Consider the following 17,923-nt stretch of genomic DNA (forward strand, 5'->3'; position numbering starts at 1 on the left):
CGGCACCAGTTGGACGAAGACAAGGCCGGAGAACAACTGACGATGGGGAATTTTTAAAGAACCCGTTTACGGGTAGCAAGTAGCAAAACCTTCGCGGCTGGCGGATCGTACTTGCGCGACGTGACGCGCGAGCTAGTAATAAAGGGTTTTACCCGTCTATGAAGAACCCCCGGCTTCGCCGGGGGGTTCCTATTCCGGTTTTTCAGGGTAAAACAGTGAAATAGCGCAAAAAAGGCCCGGGCAGGGGGAAATAATCGGAACATTGTCCATTGCGGCCGCAGAGGGATTCCGATAAAATAATTCTGCATCTGCAAAAATCTGCGTCACGGCGGGCGCCCGGCGGGGAAGCCGCTTCAGGGTGCCTGCGTGATGGACACTGTCCGGAGGATTGACCATGTCTGTTCCAATGCCTTTGCTGATCTCAAACCTGGTGGGCCTGTTCCTGCTGATGGCGGTGGGCGCGCTGGCGGTGCGGCTGAAGGTGGTGCCGCTGTCCATAACCGGCCAGCTGTCCCATCTGCTGATGTCGGTGATGACGCCGGCGATTATCTTCCGCTCCATGCTCCAGCCCTTCAGCCAGGAGTTTCTGCGGGACAGCGCCGTGATTTTCGCGGCGGGCTGCGGGCTGTATCTGCTGTCCATCGGGGCGGCGCTGGTGCTGGGCAAAGTGTTCCGGGTGACGCCCGGCCGCCGGGGGCTGTGGGCGCTATGCGTGGCCTTCCCCAACAACGGCTTCATGGGCTTCCCCATCATCCAGGCCCTGCTGGGGGACACCGCCCTGGCCCTGGCGGCCATCATGGGCATGCCCTTCAACATCTTCCTCTACACCCTGGGCGTGCGGGTGCTGCTGTCGGACCGGGAGGGGGAGAGCGGCGGCGGAGTCTCCCTGCGGAAGATTCTGCTGACGCCGGTGAACGTGGCCACTGTGCTGGGGCTGGCGGCGTTCCTGCTGCAGATTCCCGTGCCGGACGCCATCTACACCCCCATCAGCTATCTGGCGGACATGGCCACCCCCATGTCCATGCTGATCATCGGCATGGGCCTGACCCGGTGCTCCGCCTCCCAGGTGGTCCGGGACCGGGACGTGCTGGCGGCAGGCCTTTCCAAGCTTGTGCTGCTGCCGCTGCTGGTGTTTCTGGCACTGAAGGTCATCCCCTTCGGCAACGAGCTCATCGCCCCGGTGGTGCTGATTACCGTGGCGATGCCCACCGCCGCCATCGTCAGCGCCCTGGGAGAGCAGCACGGCCTGAACACGGACCTGGCGGTGGAGATCAGCTTCCTCACCGGCCTTCTGTGCATCCTCACCGTGCCGCTGATGCTGTCGCTGCCGCTGTAAGAAAAAACCATCCCCGGGCCTCCGCCGAAAAAGCGGAGGCCCGTTCCGCTTTTGCACCGGGAAAAGTGCCGGGGAGATATTGACAAGCCGCGGACCTGCATATTAGTATAGTAGCAGAATCCATTGTGGCGGCAGAGGCGCGGTTTCGGGAAGAAGCTGCGCCTCTGATCTCCAATATGCGGTTTATTTTAAAAAGGAGGAGACGGCATGCGCACCAGAAGAGCAAAGGACCGGAGCCGCCTGATTCAGGCGGCCATGGGGGAGATTCCCTGTCAGCTGACCATTGGAAACGTGCAGTATTTCAACGTGTTCACCGGCGAGATCTACCCCGCTGAGGTGGACATTCTGGACGGATATGTGGTCCGGGTCCGGGAGGCGGGAGAGCAGGCCCCCGTGCCGGCGGAAAAGCGGTACGACGGCGGCGGAAACTACCTGATTCCCGGCTTCATCGACACCCACATGCACGTGGAGAGCACCATGATGATCCCGGAAAACCTGAGCCGGGCCATCCTGCCCTGGGGCACCACCACCATCTGCACGGACCCCCACGAGATCGCCAACGTCATGGGCATCGACGGCGTGAAGTTCATGCTGGAAAACGCCGGGCGCTCCGCCCTGCGCCAGTACGCCCTGGCCCCCTCCTGCGTGCCTGCCGTCCCGGGGAAGGAGAGCACCGGCGCGGCGTTTACCGCCAAAGAGATCGGCGAGCTGCTGGACCTGGAGGGCGTGGTGGGCATCGCCGAGGTCATGGACTTCGTGGGCGTCTGCCAGGACAGTCCCCGGATGCACAGCATCATCGACGAGGGGGAGAAGCGGGACATGTACCTCCAGGGCCACGCCCCCTACGTCAGCGGGAAGGAGCTGGCGGCCTACCGGCTGGGAGGCCCCAAGAGCGACCACGAGAGCGTCTCCGCCGCCGAGGTGCGGGAGAAGCTGCGCTGCGGCATCCACGTGAACCTGCGGGCCAGCTCCCTCATCGACAACCTCACCGACCTGGTGGACGGCTTCCGGGACCACCCGTGGCAGGATTTCGTGTCCATCTGCACCGATGATGTCCACGCAAAGGACCTGCTGACCACCGGCCACATCAACCGGGTGGTCCGCAAGGCGGTGCAGGCGGGGCTGGACGGCCGGGCGGTGGTCAAGATGGCCACCCTCAACGCCGCCCGGGAGTACCATTTCGACGATCTGGGCGCCGTGGCGCCGGGCTACGTGGCCGACATCCAGCTGGTGGAGGCCCTGGACGGCAGCCGCCCCCTGGCGGTGTTCGCCGCCGGCCGCCTGGTGGCGGAAAACGGCGTCTATCTGGGGGGCGACCGGCTGGACCGGCCCTTCGACTTCCCCAACACGGTGAACGTGCCCCAGCTCCGGTCCGCCGACGACTTCCGGATGCGGGTGCCGGAGGGCTGGCAGGGGGATACCATCCCCGTGCGGGTGCTGGTGCCCCAGGACATGGGCCGGGTGCTCCGGACCACAAAGACTGTGGAGCTGCCGGTGCGGGACGGCGCCGTGGACCTCAGCGGCCATCCGGAGCTGCTGTTCGTGGCGGTGGCCAACCGCTACGGCACCGGCGGAAAGACCATCGCCGTGTACGAGAGCTTCGGCCTGGAGCGGGGGGCGCTGGCCTCCACCGTCTCCCATGACAGCCACAACCTGACGGTGGCCTACCGGGACCCGGACAGCGCCTTCCTGGCGGCGGAGACCCTGGCCCGGTGCGGCGGCGGTGTGTGCGCCGTGAACGATGGGCAGGCGGCCTGCCTGCCGCTGCCGGTGGCGGGACTGATGTCCCAGGAGCCCTGCGGGAAGCTGGCGGAGCAGATCGGGCAGGTGCAGGCGGCCATCGGCGATATCAGCGACGGCACCGTGAAGCTGCTGGAGACCGCCATTCTGTCCCTGCCGGTGCTGCCGGGCACCGTGGTCACGGACATGGGGCTGGTGGACGGCCTGAGCCAGACCTTCGTCCCGGTGTTTGATATCTGAGGGCGAAACCCTCCGCGCCCCGGTTCCGAAGGGAACCGGGGCGCTTTTCCGCTGCCGGATTGACAAGCGGAGGCGGATGCCATATGATGGATGACGAGATCGCGGCGGATTTCCGGCTGTTTCGCGGAATCCCCGGGGGTTGGAGAGGGAGAGCATGGATAAGAGAACAGAGAGAAGAAAGCGGCTCAGCTACTGGTTTGACAACATGATGTCCAGCGGCATTTTTCACCTGATCCGGATGCTGGCGCTGATTACCGTGGTGCTGGTGATTGTGGTGGGCATCATCATTGCCTTTGTGGACGCCGACAGCGGCCATGACGTGCTCCACGGAATCTGGCTCAGCCTGACCCACATCATCGACCCCGGCCAGCTGGGGGAGGACACGGGCAGCGCGGCCTATGTGGCCACCATGATCGTGGTGACCATCGCAGGCCTGCTGGTCACCAGTACCCTGATCGGCGTCATCAGCAACGCCATCGACAATAAGATCCACACCCTCCAGCGGGGCAAGTCCATGGTGCTGGAGAAAAACCACGTCATCGTCCTGGGCTGCGCGGGAGGCCTGTACACCATTGTCTCCGAGCTGATTGAGGCCAACGCCAACCAGCGGGACGAGGTGGTGGTCATCATGGATGACAAGGAACCCAAGGACGTGATGGACGAGAAAATCCGCCAGAAGTTCCCGGACACCCGCACCACCCGTGTCATCTGCCGCAGCGGCAGCATCGCGGACTTCTCGGCGCTGGAGGTGTGCTCCTTCGGCACCTGCCGCAGCGTCATCATCAACGCCGAGGATGACGCCATGACCATCAAGAGCATTCTGGCCGCCACGAACCTGCTGAAAAAGAGCGGCAACACCGGCGCCTACATCGCCGCGGTGATCCGGAACCAGGAGAACGTGGAGGCCGCCCAGGTGGCCGGCGAGGGCTACGCCGAGATCATCTCCTTCCGGGACATCATGTCCCGCATCATTGCTCACACCTGCCGCAACACCGGCCTTTCCAAGGTGTACACCGAGATTCTGGACTTCTCCGGCAGCGAGCTTTACGTGGAGGAGCACCCCGCCATGGTGGATGTGCCCATGGGAGAGCTGAACCGCTATTTCCCCATCTCCACCGTCATCGGCATCGAGCTGGCCGACGGCACCACCCTGCTGAACCCGGAGCCGGACCGGCGGGTGGGCCGGGGAGACAAGCTGATTCTCTTCGCCGAGGACGACTGCGTCAGCGTGGCCGACGCTGCCCCGGCGCCGGTGGATGAAAGCGCCATCCGGGCGGCGGCGCCCTTTGAGCGGACGCCCCGGAAAAACATGCTGATTCTGGGCCACAGCGACAAGATCGAGAGCATCCTCCAGGAGGAGGACCACTTTGTGGCGGAGGGCTCCCATGTGACCATTGCCCTGGCCAGGGAGCAGGGGGAGTTCGCGGAGGGCCTGGCGGAGCTGCCGCTGCGGAACTTCCGGAAGACGGTGACGGTGTGCGACATTTACAGCCGCGCGGTGCTGGCGGAGCTGCTGGAGGAGCGGCCCGACTCCGTGCTGGTGCTGTGCGAATCCGCCGGGGATATCGCGGAGGCGGAGAAGGAGGACGCCAAAACCATCCTTCTGCTGCTGCAGCTGAAGTACCTGAAGGACAAGACGGGCTGCCGCGCCAACGTGACCAGCGAGATGCTGCGGGTGGAAAACCAGGAGCTGGCCCAGATCACCGAGGTCAACGACTTCGTGGTCAGCAGCAACATCACCAGCCTGATGCTGACCCAGATCAGCCAGCTGCGGGAGCTGCGGGGCATCTTCGAGGAGCTGCTGGCGGCGGAGGGCAGCGAAATCTGCATCCGTCCCGCCCGGGACTACATCGACACCGGCCGGGAGGTGGACATCTGCACCGCCTGCGCCGCCGCCCAGCGCCGGCGGGAGGTGCTCATCGGCTACCGCACCTGCGATCCCCGCACCGGGGAGTACACGGTGATCACCAATCCCCCCAAACAGGAAAAACGCCTCTGGGCCGAGGATGACGCCTTTGTGGTCATCGCCCAGCACTGAAATCGATTGCGCGGACAGACGCCCCTTTCCGGCCTTCCGGGAGGGGCGTCTGTCTGCAAATATTTGTATGAATTTCCGGCATTTTCCATGGAATAGCTTGCATGCGGGAAAGCGGCGTAGTAAAATTAACAATATAGTGAAAAGTGTCGGATTATGCGGTTTTGGGATGCCGCGGGTCGAAACAATGTTTTACGGTGGGTGATCGAATGAGGTTTGGGAAAAAGAAAATCGCGAAACGGTTGTGGGCGCTGCTGCTGGCACTGGTGCTGGCGGTGCCCGGCGTCACGGTTCCGGCGCGGGCGGCGGCTTCGGAGCCAAGCCGGGCCATCGCCATTATCTTCGACAACTCCGGCTCCATGTACATCGGCGAAAACGCCGCCGCCTGGTGCCGCGCCACATACGCCATCGAGGTGTTCGCCTCCATGATGAATGACGGCGACACCTTGTATGTCTATCCCATGTACGAGGTGGAGGTCAACGGCCAGCGCTACAGCGACACCAACCCGGTGACGCTGACCAACGCCACCAGCTCCCGGATCCGCACCATGTTCACGCCCAAGGCCCAGGACACCCCCATCGAGGTCATCGACCACGCCTATGAGGGGCTGTGCCGGGCGCCCGGCGACGAAAAGTGGCTGATTGTGCTGACCGACGGCGAGGAGTTCTACGAGAATCTGGAGCCGCTGGGGCGGGGAGAGCCTACCCGCCAGGCCCTGACGGAGCGGCTGACCAGCTACAACCGGGACGTGAACGTCATGTACCTGGGCATGGGCGCCGTGGCCACGGAGCCGGAGATCAACGGCTCCATGCAGCATTACGTCACCGCCGCCCGGGACACCGCCAACGTGCTGGGAGAGCTGACCAGGATGTGCAACATCATCTTCGGCCGGGACATCCTGCCGGTGAGCGGCAGCTCCTTCAGCACCGACATCCCCCTGAGCAAGCTGATTGTGTTCGTCCAGGGCGAGAACATCGCCAATGTGAAGGTCATCGACGGCTCCGGCAAGGAGGGCGGCCAGGTGGTTTCCGCCATGTCCCCCAAATACGGCGAGGGGGGCGCCGGCAACTACTCCAGGGCCAAGGTGGACAAGAGCCTGCAGGGCTCCATCGTCACCTACCGGGATGTGGAGGCCGGGGACTACACCCTCAGCTATGACGGCTCCATGAGCAGCGTCAGCGTGTACTATGAGCCGGATGTGGACATGGCGGTGACGCTGCGCAACCCCCAGGGGGAGATCATCCAGCCCGGCTCCGCCTATGAGGGCACCTACACCGTGGAGTACCACATGGTGGACAAGTACGGCAACCCCACCGATTCGCCGCTGCTGGGCACCACGGATTACACCTTCAACTGCGTCATCTCCGGCCAGGAGTACAGCTACCACTCCACCTCCGCCGGCCAGTTCCCCCTGGAGGGAGAGCTGAAGGCCGGTGACACCCTGGAGGTCAGCGCCGACGTGCGCTACCTCAGCGGGTACTACATCCACAAGTCCCATGAGGACCTGCTGCCCGGCTTCAGCCTGCCCATCACCATCATCGCCGACAGCAGAACCCTGGAGATGGACCTGGTGGCCCGGCAGGACTACTTCCAGCTCCGGAAGCTGGAATCCGGCGATCCCCTGGTGGCCCGGCTGACCATGGACGGCCAGCCTCTCTCCGCCGAGAACCTCCGCCTCTGCGACTTTTCCCTCAGCGTCCGGGATGAAAGCGGCAGGGAGGTGGACCCCTCCCACTACGAGGTGGAGCTGCATGAGGAGGAATCCGCCTGGTATATCAAGCTGAAAAACCCCGACGGACTGCAGCTGGGCCGCTACAGCGTCACCGCCGGCGCCGCCGCCCTGAACCATTCCAACCAGGAGATCTCCGCCCGGGACACGGAGGAGTTTGAAGTGGCGGCCTATCCCGCCTGGCTCCTGCCGCTGCTGGTGGTGCTGGCCATCCTGCTTCTTCTGCTGCTGATCTGGCTGTTCATGAACGCCAAGGTGCTGCCCAAGAACGCCAGCTTCGTCAACACCAGATTCTCTGTCAACGGCAACCCGGTCAACGGCATCGCCAGCGTCCGCTTCTCCGGCGGCGGCAAAAAGAAAGGCTCCGTGGTCATCACCTCTCCCAAGGTGGCCGGCTCCAACACCGCCAAGTGCTCCGTGGTCATGACCGTGGAGGCCAACAGCCCCCGCAGAACCAAATCCGGCCGCCGGAGCATGCGGGTCACCAAGGTGGAACCCTCTCCCGGCAACGGCAACATCCAGTCGGTGTCCATCGGCGCCGCCCAGTTCCGCTGGTCCCCCGTGGACAAGAAATACGTGAAGGTGGGGGCAAAGCCCGGCGCGCCGGTCTCCTTCAGCGTGGGCAACATGGCGCGCTACAGCATCACCGGACAGACCATCAACGGCACACCCATTTCCCTGAGCGGACAGCTTAAACACATGTAACCGTGTCTGAATCTATGAACTGTGGAGGAAGAAAGAATGGCAAGAGAAATTCTGAAGGACAATGTGGTCACCGCTCCTACCCTGTTTATCGGTGTTGGCGGCACCGGCTGCCGTATCATCAAGGGCGTGGCAGAGATGTGCAAGCCCTCTGAGCGGGAGAATATCTCCTTTGTGTGTCTGGACACCAACGTCAATGACCTGAGCAGCGTCAAAGCCAGCGGCATCAACATCTTTTCGATCCAGACCTCCAGCACCCAGACCGTGGGGAGCTACCTGGACTATGACGAGGACGCCCTGGTGAACTGGTTCCCCAAGAACGCCGTGCTGTATGACAAGACGGTGTCCGAGGGCGCCGGCCAGGTGCGGGCCATCTCCCGCCTGGCCCTGAACGCCACCATCAAAACCGGCCGCATCCAGCCCCTTCATGACGCGGTGGACGAGCTGTTCCGCAAAACCGGCAAGGAGATGAAGCAGGCCCTGCGGGTGGCCTTCGCCTCCACCGCCTCCGGCGGCACCGGCTCCGGCATCCTGCTGCCCCTGGCCATGTACCTGCGGGACTACGTGAAGAGCAAGTACCCCAACACCAGCCTGCTGGTGCGCTCCCTGATTCTGCTGCCGGAGACGCTGGACAGCGTCATCCGCTCCAACGCCGAAAAGGAGAGCCAGCGCCGCAACGCCTACGCCACCATCAAGGAGATCAACGCCTTCATGATGAAGGGCTCCGGCTTCTTCGACATTGACGAGGAGCTCAAGCGCTACAGCAACCTGCACATTGACTTCGCCAGCCCCGGCACCGGCGAGCTGCGGGCGCTGAGCGTGCTGCCCTTCGACTTCTGCTTCCTGATGGACGGCCAGAACGCGGAGGACTCCACCCTCATCAACAACAAGCAGTATGAGCGTCAGGCCGCCCTGGCGCTGTACGAGCAGAACATCGGCCCCATGCAGAAGGACGCCTTCTCCATGGAGGACAACATCATCAAGGAGATGTCCAGCCCCGGCAACTACGGCCGCAACCGCTTCGGCGGCATCGGCGCCGGCGCCGTCCGCTATCCCTATGAGGACGTGGCGGACTATATCGCCGCCTCCTGGGCCATCGGCGCCATCGGCGGCACCGGCGAGGCCGCCAAGTGGATGAAGTACGATAACGCCTACGAGGTCTATCAGCGGGACTGCGTCAAAAAGGGCCTGGCCTCCTCGGAGATCGACTCCCGGGGCAGCTTCTACGTGGACAAGATGAACAAGTCCGGCGACAACTTCTCCAAGGACCTGCGGGGCCAGTTCCTCACCGACGCCAACGCCCGCATGACCACCTACATCAACGCCCTGGTGGAGCATGTCCACCAGCAGGTGGGCCAGCAGCGGACCATTGCCGACGCCCGCAACGGCGCCAACGCCCTGGCCGGCGAGATCGACTACAAGGGCAACAGCGAAATGCGGGGCCACGCCAAGGAGAACCTGGACCTGCTGCGGGCCTATGAGGAGGCGGTGAACGCCCACGCCGAAAAGGCGGGCCAGCGCACCGCGGAGGCCGTCTTCACCGACGAGACCAAGACCATCAACGCCAAGGAGAAGTACCTGCTGGCCTGGCCGCTGCGCAACGCCTTCGGGGACATCTGCCATCCCAACGCCATCCGCTACATGCTCTATCTCATCGCCGAGGAGATGGAAAAGCGGCTGAAGCGGGCCCACAGCGAGATCAGCAGCCTGCGGGAGCGGCTGGAGATCTACGCCCCCGACGCCGATGACGCCGACTCCTTCGACGTGAAGTTCAACGGCCGCAAGAAGAAGGAGCACAACCTGGACGAGCTGTGCGCCGTGGAGAAGGCGCCCGACCAGAACCCCAACATTCTGGAGAAGTTCGGCGGCTACGAGAAGCTGTATGACACCCTGAACGAGCACTTCGTGGGCTACTACACCGGCATCTCCGAGCTGTGCGACGCCATCGCCGAGTACGAGGCCTTCAAGTTCGGCTATGACTACATCTCCCGGCTGAACCGGAACTTCGAGAAGTTCTACCGCTCCTTCAGCGATAAGGTGGACAAGCTGGACCGCAAGAAGGACGAGATTGTGGAGGCCCTGCGCTTCCAGAAGGGCGACTCCGTGTTCAACGTCTGCTCCACCCGTCCCATGCTGGACGAGCTGCTGGCCGCCACCAAGGGCGAAAGCTCCAAGGGCGCCATGCTGGAGAGCGACCTGAACGGCCAGATCTTCGACACCGTCCGGGCCAACGCCGCCTTTGAGCGGGAGATGGAGAGCGCCGAGGTGGTGCTGGAGGACAACCGGGTGGACATCTTCGACGAGATTCTGCTGGGCTACTTCAAGCGGAAGGTCCGTTCGGAGTGCGACGTGATCGACATGAACATCATCCAGGCCATCGCCATGGAGAACCGCCTGCAGACCCGCATCAAGAACCGGGAGAACAGCGACGAAAAGGACAGCAAGAACCTGGTGGACAATGTCCGGCCGGAGGACAACCTGCGCCACATCCGGGAGGTCATCGCCATGGGCTCCCGCCTGTCCGCCCCCAGCATCCAGCGGCTGAACAACGTGGAGCCCCGGGAGATCAACTGCATCGCCTACAACGCCGGTCTGAAGGATATGCGGGAGTACCGCATCGAGAGCCTGGTCAGCAACGGCGTGGCGGTGGACACCGTCTCCCGCTACGAGCTGCACTATTTCAACGCCCTGTACAACCTGACGCCGGACAAGCTGAACAAGTTCGCCTGCCCCCGCCGCACCGAGACCCGCAAGCGGCCCGCCGGTCTGTACCACAAGGCCTATCATGACTACAGCAAGCACATCGGCCCCGACTCCACCAAGAACATGATGTGCTCCACCCACATCGACAAGCGCTGGGACTCCATCGCCGTCATGCCGGAGCTGGACTTCACCTTCCAGAACGAGTGCATCATGCACATCTACCAGGCCCTGATCTACGGCCTGGTCCACGGCGCCATCAAGCACGTGGATATGTCCGCCAGCGTCTCCGGCAAGAAGATCTACCGCTATGAGAACTCCGAAAAGCGCACCGAGGAGCTGATTGTCTCCAACGGCACCCTGTGCGACGAGTTCTACGAGATTCTGGACGCCCTGTACATCAACTCCGCCGTGGTGGAGGACATTGAGGTCATCAAGGCCAAGAAGCGCAGCAGAGACGAGACGAAGAACTCCAACTACGTCAACACCACCTTCGCCAAGGAGCTGGAGACCTTCTGCCTGGACACCGTCCACGAGGGAAAGACCAGCCTCTTCGAGATCCCCCTGGTGTATTACAACAGCCTGCCCAACGCCAACCGCTACGGCAGCGAGATCATGTCCCTGGTGGACGCGGTGGTGAAGACCTTCTCCGACGAGCTGCACCGCTGGGAGCAGCAGGATGACGCCAAGTTCATCCTGTGCAACGTGCTGCGCCAGCAGTTCGAGGTGCTGATGGAGAACTTCAAGCAGTATCCGGAGCTGAATGCCAACACCCGGGCCAGGAACAACGTGGTGGTTTCCACGGTCTTCCGCAAGATCAAGGACGTCATGTGCACCACCCCCGAGCCGGACGATTTCGAGAAGATCATCGGCGAGATGGAGCGCCTGATGGACGACTGACGCCCTCTTCCCGCCCGGCCCCCGGGCGGGAGCAGACAGACTGAAGAACGGAGGAAAACGCGTTGTTTACTGTTGTGATTGCGGAAAAAGAGCATATCAGCAGTATCCAAACCTACAGGATTTTTCTCAAGCCATACGAGAAAGACAACATCGCCTTTTGCGAATGGATTCCGGAGGGGACTACCCTGGGGGAGACCGTGCCCGACCTGGAGCGCCTGGTCTCCCGCCAGCGGGAGTGGCGGGCCGTCATTGTCTGCGACGAGGAGGGCCTCCACCACCGCAACCCCTTTGACCTGGTGCCCGTGAAGCTGCCGGAGCGGCCCCGCTACGCCGAGGACCTGGAGGCGTACCTGCAGGAGGTGCGCCGGATCAAGACCCGGGCCTATGACCAGGCGGCCGGCAAGCCCCTGGTGCGCCTGGTGACCCGGCTGTGTGAGCCGCCGCTGGCGGTGCCCGGCAAAAACCACCTGGCAAAGGCGGACCCCGAGTTTGAGGAGTATCAGTTCGAGAGCGATTACAAAAACCGGCTGCGTCAGAAGATCACCGGCGATGAGAAGCTCAGCGTGTTTTATCCCGCCGAGATTCTCTGCCTCGCCAAGCGCACCCACGAGGAGGAGGCCCATGCCATCGAAACCGCGTGGGCCACGTACGATGAGTACCAGTACCGTCGCTTCTATGACTGGAACCTCTATTTCGACAAAATGCGCTACGCGGTGTATGACATTCTGCCCCGCGGCCATAAGGACTATCTTTCTGAGTATCTGAAATTCCTTACGGTTTTGATGCTGCTGGCCGGCAATGAGATGCCGGCGGACAGTCTGCGCCCCAATCGGGTCTACCTGCTGCAGGGAGAGAGCGAGGACGACGCGCTGCGCCGGCTGCTGCGCCAGTACGATGAAAAGCTGTGTGCCACCGACGCCTACCTGGAGACCCAGGTGAAGCGGGTCCTCAGCAAAAAGGCCCGTCCCCTCAGCGACGCCGAGGTGGAGATGAACTTCTGCGGCAATGTGAACGTGCCGGTGACTCTGGACCCGGCCGTGGACCTGACGGGCCTGTTCGCCTCCACCGACGAGCTGGGCCTTGCCACGGACATGCCCCAGGAGGAGAGCCGCGTGTGGGCCAGGGAGTACAAAAACTCCGTGAAGGCCCGGCGCAGGCTCATCAAGCAGGTGCCCCGCTCCCTCCGGCGGGCCGGGGATTCCCTGCGGTCCGTGGCGGCCCGGGGCAATCTGGAGGACGTGGAGCTGACCGGCTTCCAGACGGAGGACATCGAGGAGAACATCCACAACCAGGAGATGCAGATGGTGCGCCTGGCCAACACCAATCCCTTCCGGCCCGACGAGTGCCGCAGGGAGCTGGAACAGGCGGCCGCGGCGGTCAGCGGAAAAATCGAGACCCGCATGACCCGCCGGCAGATTCTGTTTTTCAGCATTCTCACTGCCGTGCTGCTGATGATTGCCTTCCTGCCCTTTTTCATCGGCAACATCCGCGCCGGCGGCCAGCGGCAGATCATGACCGCCCTGACGCTGCTGATCGGCACCTTTGCCGTGATGGGCGCCGTGGGCTTCACGGCACTGGTGTGCCTGCGCCGGGGACTCAAAAACACCATCGGCGATTACAACGAGGCGGTGAACGGGGTGGAGAGCCGCGTTTACGAGGCCATGAACCAGTATTCCGCCTACCTGAGCCATCTGGGCGGCGCCATGCGGGGCTTTGACGCGGTGGATTATTTCTCCCGCCACAACCCCGCCGACACCCAGCAGGTCCGGATTTACCGGAAGCACCAGGCGGATATTCTGCGCCAGCGCCAGCAGCTGCGGGAGCTGTTTGAGCGGTACCTGCCCTCTGAGCTGAACATCCCCTTCGGCGACGTGGAGCCTTACGCCTTCGACTTTGACGTGCCCCGGGACTATGACTATCCCATCCCGCTGCACCGTGAGCAGCTCCACGAGATTGAGTTCCTGGAGCGGGGCAACCTGGTGGAGGTGGGCGCCACCTTCCTCAAGCGCGTGGGTGTCAGATTGGAGGAGTATTATGACTGAGCTGCTGATCCAGATCCGCAACGCGCTGTTGATGGCGGCCCCCATTCTGCTCCTGACATTTGCCGTCGGCTGTGTGAACCTGCGGCGGAGAAACCGCTACCGCCAGTTTGCCATGCCGGTGCTGGCGTTGGTGTTCAGCATTGCCGCCATCGTCACCCTTCCCCGGATAAACGGCCTTGTGCTGCTGCTTCTGCCGGACATCGGGCTGCTGCTGGCGGGAACGCCCCTGAACGCCGTGGCCGGCTGGATTACCCTGCTGCTGCAAAGCCCCAGCCTGTCCTTCTGGGTCATGTACCTGACAAACCTGGTGCTGCTGACCGTCCACCTGCTGTGCAAGATGGTGCTGCTGCCGCTGATGAGCCTTCTGTTCCGGAAGGGCTGCGGGCCGTGCGAACTCTTTTACGAGCAGAGTCAGGAAAACGGCGGGTGGTACCTGAAAACCCATCTGGGCCAGGGCCGCACCTATGTCAAAACCTTTTATATCACCGCGGTGATCCTCTCCGCGGTTCTCATCCGCGTCTCCCGCTTTCTCTACGCCGGGGGACTGCTGGCCACGCCCTTTTATCCCTGCTTCCCCATCATCCTGCTGGGTGAGGTGTACTTCTTCCTCAACGGCCTGACGGAGGCGGAGCAGCGCAGCGGCGGCCTGGCGGCGGAGGAAGAGGACAGCATCAGCGCCGGCAACAGCGCCGCCATGCGCCAGGCGCTGCGCCGCCTGTTCGGCGACAAGCTGGCCGCGGACAACACCACGGTTTCCAGCGCCTTTTCCGTGGCCGGCAAGGAGTCATTGCTGGACGCCATGGAGCGCAGCGGCGACGGCAAGGTGGAGGCCTATGCCGCCTTCATGCGGGGCCGCATCAGCGCCGGCCTGGAGGTAAACCCCAACTACCTGACCTCCGGCATGGAGCTGCTGCAGGGGAAGAACATCCTGTTCAACAACCCCTTTTACTACGACCTAATCCCCTGCGCCTTCTATGCCATGAACCGGGTGCTGATGCGCCGCAGAAAGGTGCTGATCGTGCTGGGCCGCCACGGCATGGAGGAGGAGATCGACCGCTGGTGCCGGGCCGGCTTTGGCGCCGTGACCAACATGCCCGACCTGTGGAAAATCGGCGTTCTGAGCCGCGGTAAGGCCCGGCCGGAGAAGCAGGAGGAGGAGCCGGAGGTGGGCATTCTGCCCCTTTCCGGCGTGGGAGACCTGGAGCTTCATGAAATCCAGGCGGACTTTTTGTCCCAGGTGGGGTTCATGGTGCTGATTGAGCCCAGCCGCCTGATTCCCACCGCCCAGATCGGCCTCCACTCCGTGGTGCGCCATCTGCGGGCCGGAGAGGTCACCTTCTGCAGCGTGGACAAAAACTGCGACGGCCTGGTGGACGCCCTGTCCCACATCCTGATGACCGACATCAGCGAGGTGTCCGCCACCAACCGCCACGCCGGCACCTGCTCTTACATGTGCTGGGAGACGGACCGGGAGATGCTCCAGCACCGGATGCTGCCCAACGTCAGCCACTATCTGGGCGTGGGCACGGAGCTGAGCTTCGTGGCCCTGAAAAACCAGATTTCCGCCGCCTACTGGTACGGCGGCGACGCCTTCCCCGTCAGCGATATGCAGTGGATTGCCCGGCAGTATTACTATGACCTGCTGTCCTACGCCAGCCTGCCGGCCAACCAGGACCTGATGAACACCTGCTTCCGGGTCTCCCCCAACCTCTATGAGGCAGGGGTGGTGAAAAGCCGGTACATGACCGTAGAGGACGAGGCCTTCAATATGTTTGAGGCCAAGCGCAACTTCTCCACCCGTACCTCGGAGCAGAGCTTCATCAACGTCATCTCTTCGGAGTATCTGCTGCGGGACTACATGTCCGACAACAACTCCATTTTCGACGCGGACCCCAAGGCCATCCCCTATATCGTGGCGGACTACGCCCGTACCCGCCGCAACGTGGCCCTGCGCAGCTTCCTGCGGATGTGCGTGGGTCAGGTGATGGAGAGCGACCTGGTCAACGAGCTGAGTCTCATCGGCGAGGAGACCGACGAACCCGCGGCGGTGCTGTGGGGTGAGCTGTGCCGCTGCTACCAGCCCTCCGGCGCGCTGCGCCGGGATGACCGGGGCGCGGAGATGCTGGTCCGCACCATCGACGGCCAGGAGTACGCCTTCACCCGGGAGACCATCCGCTGCTGCCGCCGCTACAACATGGCCAGGGGCATCGTGGAGAACGCCTATTTCGTGGAGAACCGCCACCTGCGCCGGCTGCTGCTGGGGGACCTGCGGAACGCCGGCTATATCGCCGAGGATGAAAACGGGGAGCGCCAGTTCATCGGCAGCGAGCTGTGCGGCCACATCTTCCAGAAGTATCTGCCGGGCCAGTTCTTCACCATTCACGGCAAGTACTATGAGATGATGGGCATGAGCACCGACGGCCAGATCCTGCTGCGGCGGGCCGCCGACCACATTACCGGCCGCCCCATGTACCGCCAGCTCCGCCGCTACACCCTCACCCACATGACCGACTCCACGGAGATGGGGGCCGTCCGGGACATCGGCGGCCTGCGGCTCACCCGCCGCTTCGCGGACATCGCCGTGGAAACCGACGCCTACTGGCTGATGGACCGGTACAACGATTTCAAAAACGCCCGGAAGGTGAGCGTCTCCGGCATCCGGCAGCGGAGCTACTTCCGCAAGAGCGTGCTGTGCGTGGACTTTTCCGGCGTGGATGGCTTCACCCGGGAGATTGCCCAGACGCTGACGGTGCTGATGAACGAGATTTTCCGGACGCTGTTCGCGGAAAACCAGGACTACATCGCGGCCGTGCTGCCCGGCGACTTTGATGCCCCGCTGACCTACTCCCTCCGCTGCGGCGAGGGCGCCGCCCTGGACAGCCGGTGCATCTGCATCATTGAGGACAGCCTGCTGGACATCGGCCTGCTGGTGGCTGTGGAACGCAACCTGCAGCGCATCCTCTCCATCGCCTGCGACTATCTGGACTGGCACTTTGACGCCCTGGACCGGAGCCGGAACCCGGCGGAGCCGGAGAAGGTGGAGGTGCCTGCCATGGAGCCGCCTGCCGTCAGGAAAAAGACGATCCGGGAACGGATCCGGGACTTCTTCGGCCGGCTCTTCGGCAGAAAGAAGGCGGCCCCCGCCCCGGAGGACACTTCGGGCGACGATCCGTCCGACCCGCCCGCCGGCGACGGGGCCGGCGCCCCGCCGGAGGAGGATGCCCAGGCCAGCATGAGCATGGCGCTGTACGAGCAGACGGCCGCGGCGGACGCGGAGGCCGACGCCGACCAGGACTCTCTCAGCTTCGAGGCGCCGGAGGCCCGCAGGCCGCTGCCCGCCATGACCCGCGCCCCCTACCATGAGCGCTTCTACCTGCTCTACGGGCAGACGGAGGTGCCGGAGATGCTGGCGCTGCAGGAGACCCTGGAGTTCCTGAAGGGGTATGGCTGCGACAACGGCACGCTGAAGCAGGCGCGGCTGGGCAAGAACATTGCCGAGCAGATCGAGAAGAACTTCCGCCCCGGCCGGGACGGCGCCCACTACTGCGACTTCTGCGGCACGGAGCTGATCGGCACGGAGTATGACGTGCTGGCCGACGGCCGGGAGCGCTGCACCAACTGCAGCCGCACCGCCGTCCGCACCGCCGAGGAGTTCCGGCACATCCACCGGGAGGTGGTGCGCAATCTGGAGACCTTCTACGGCATCCGCATTCAGGTGCCTGTGGACATTCAGATGGTCAACGCCAAAAAGCTGCATAAGAAGCTGGGCAAGACCTTTGTGCCCACCGGCAATTCCGACGGCCGGATTCTGGGCGTGGCCATTCAGGACCGGCGGGGCAATTACACCATCCTCATGGAAAACGGCGCACCCCGCATGGCCTCCATCATGACCATGGTCCACGAGATGACCCACATCTGGCAGTACACCAACTGGGACCGCAAGGCCATCCGCAGCCAGTACGGCCCGGCCATGGAGCTGCAGGTCTACGAGGGCATGGCCAAGTGGAGCGAGATTCAGTACGCCTACATGACCGGCGAAACCGCCGCCGCCAAGCGGGAGGAGATTCTGACCCGCATGCGCAAGGACGAGTACGGCATCGGCTTCCTGCGGTATCTGGCCAAGTACTCCATCTCCTATGATTCTCACCTGCGGGACGATACCCCCTTCAAAAATCCCAAGGCGCCCCTCTGACCGGAAGGCGGTCTTTCCCCTGCCGCGGGGAGCGCTGGCTGAAACAAAAACACATCCCATGGCTGAAAAGCCATGGGATGTGTTTTGTCGCTTTCCGGCGGTTTACTCGGCGGAGAACTGGTCCTTGCCGGCGCCGCACAGGGGGCACTCGAAATCCTCGGGCAGATCGGCAAACTTGGTGCCGGGGGCAATGCCGTGCTCGGGATCGCCAACAGCCTCATCGTAAACCCAACCGCACAGTTCGCAAACGTACTTCATCACAAAACTCTCCTTTTATATAAAAATATGGGATCTTCCTGAATGATA

8 protein-coding genes are annotated in these 17,923 nt (G+C 63.3%); 7 read left to right on the forward strand and 1 reads right to left on the reverse strand.

Features of this window, described 5'->3' with window-relative positions:
* Window positions 1–406 precede the first annotated feature (406 nt).
* The 7 genes from SOX55_RS04545 (at window position 407) to SOX55_RS04575 (ending at window position 17,617) form a co-directional block, all read left to right on the forward strand.
* On the forward strand, window positions 407–1,336 hold the full coding sequence (locus SOX55_RS04545; protein WP_325286251.1) for an AEC family transporter: 930 nt from the start codon (window positions 407–409) through the stop codon (window positions 1,334–1,336).
* 207 nt (window positions 1,337–1,543) lie between these two features.
* Window positions 1,544–3,316, forward strand: a complete 1,773-nt coding sequence (locus tag SOX55_RS04550) for an adenine deaminase (RefSeq protein WP_325286252.1) — start codon at window positions 1,544–1,546, stop codon at window positions 3,314–3,316.
* Between the two features lie 154 nt (window positions 3,317–3,470).
* Window positions 3,471–5,354, forward strand: coding sequence for a CASTOR/POLLUX-related putative ion channel (locus tag SOX55_RS04555; protein ID WP_325286253.1), 1,884 nt, complete (start codon window positions 3,471–3,473; stop codon window positions 5,352–5,354).
* 206 nt (window positions 5,355–5,560) lie between these two features.
* Complete coding sequence (locus SOX55_RS04560; RefSeq protein WP_325286254.1) at window positions 5,561–7,786, forward strand: hypothetical protein; 2,226 nt, start codon at window positions 5,561–5,563, stop codon at window positions 7,784–7,786.
* Between the two features lie 36 nt (window positions 7,787–7,822).
* Window positions 7,823–11,383, forward strand: a complete 3,561-nt coding sequence (locus tag SOX55_RS04565; protein ID WP_325286255.1) for a tubulin-like doman-containing protein — start codon at window positions 7,823–7,825, stop codon at window positions 11,381–11,383.
* Window positions 11,384–11,580: 197 nt separating this feature from the next.
* A complete protein-coding gene (locus SOX55_RS04570) occupies window positions 11,581–13,425 on the forward strand; it encodes a hypothetical protein (protein WP_325286256.1) in 1,845 nt (614 codons plus the stop codon).
* Window positions 13,418–17,617 carry a hypothetical protein gene (locus tag SOX55_RS04575; protein ID WP_325286257.1) on the forward strand — a complete coding sequence of 1,400 codons (4,200 nt, stop codon included), beginning with the start codon at window positions 13,418–13,420 and terminating at the stop codon, window positions 17,615–17,617. The genes SOX55_RS04570 and SOX55_RS04575 overlap by 8 nt, the downstream gene beginning before the upstream one ends.
* 102 nt (window positions 17,618–17,719) lie before the next feature.
* On the opposite strand, the gene SOX55_RS04580 is transcribed toward SOX55_RS04575, so the two are convergent.
* Entirely contained in the window at window positions 17,720–17,878 is a 159-nt protein-coding gene (locus SOX55_RS04580) for a rubredoxin (RefSeq protein WP_442873608.1), read from the reverse strand.
* Between the last annotated feature and the right edge of the window lie 45 nt (window positions 17,879–17,923).

It is taken from the genome of Dysosmobacter sp., assembly GCF_034093755.1.
Classification (GTDB): domain Bacteria; phylum Bacillota; class Clostridia; order Oscillospirales; family Oscillospiraceae; genus Oscillibacter.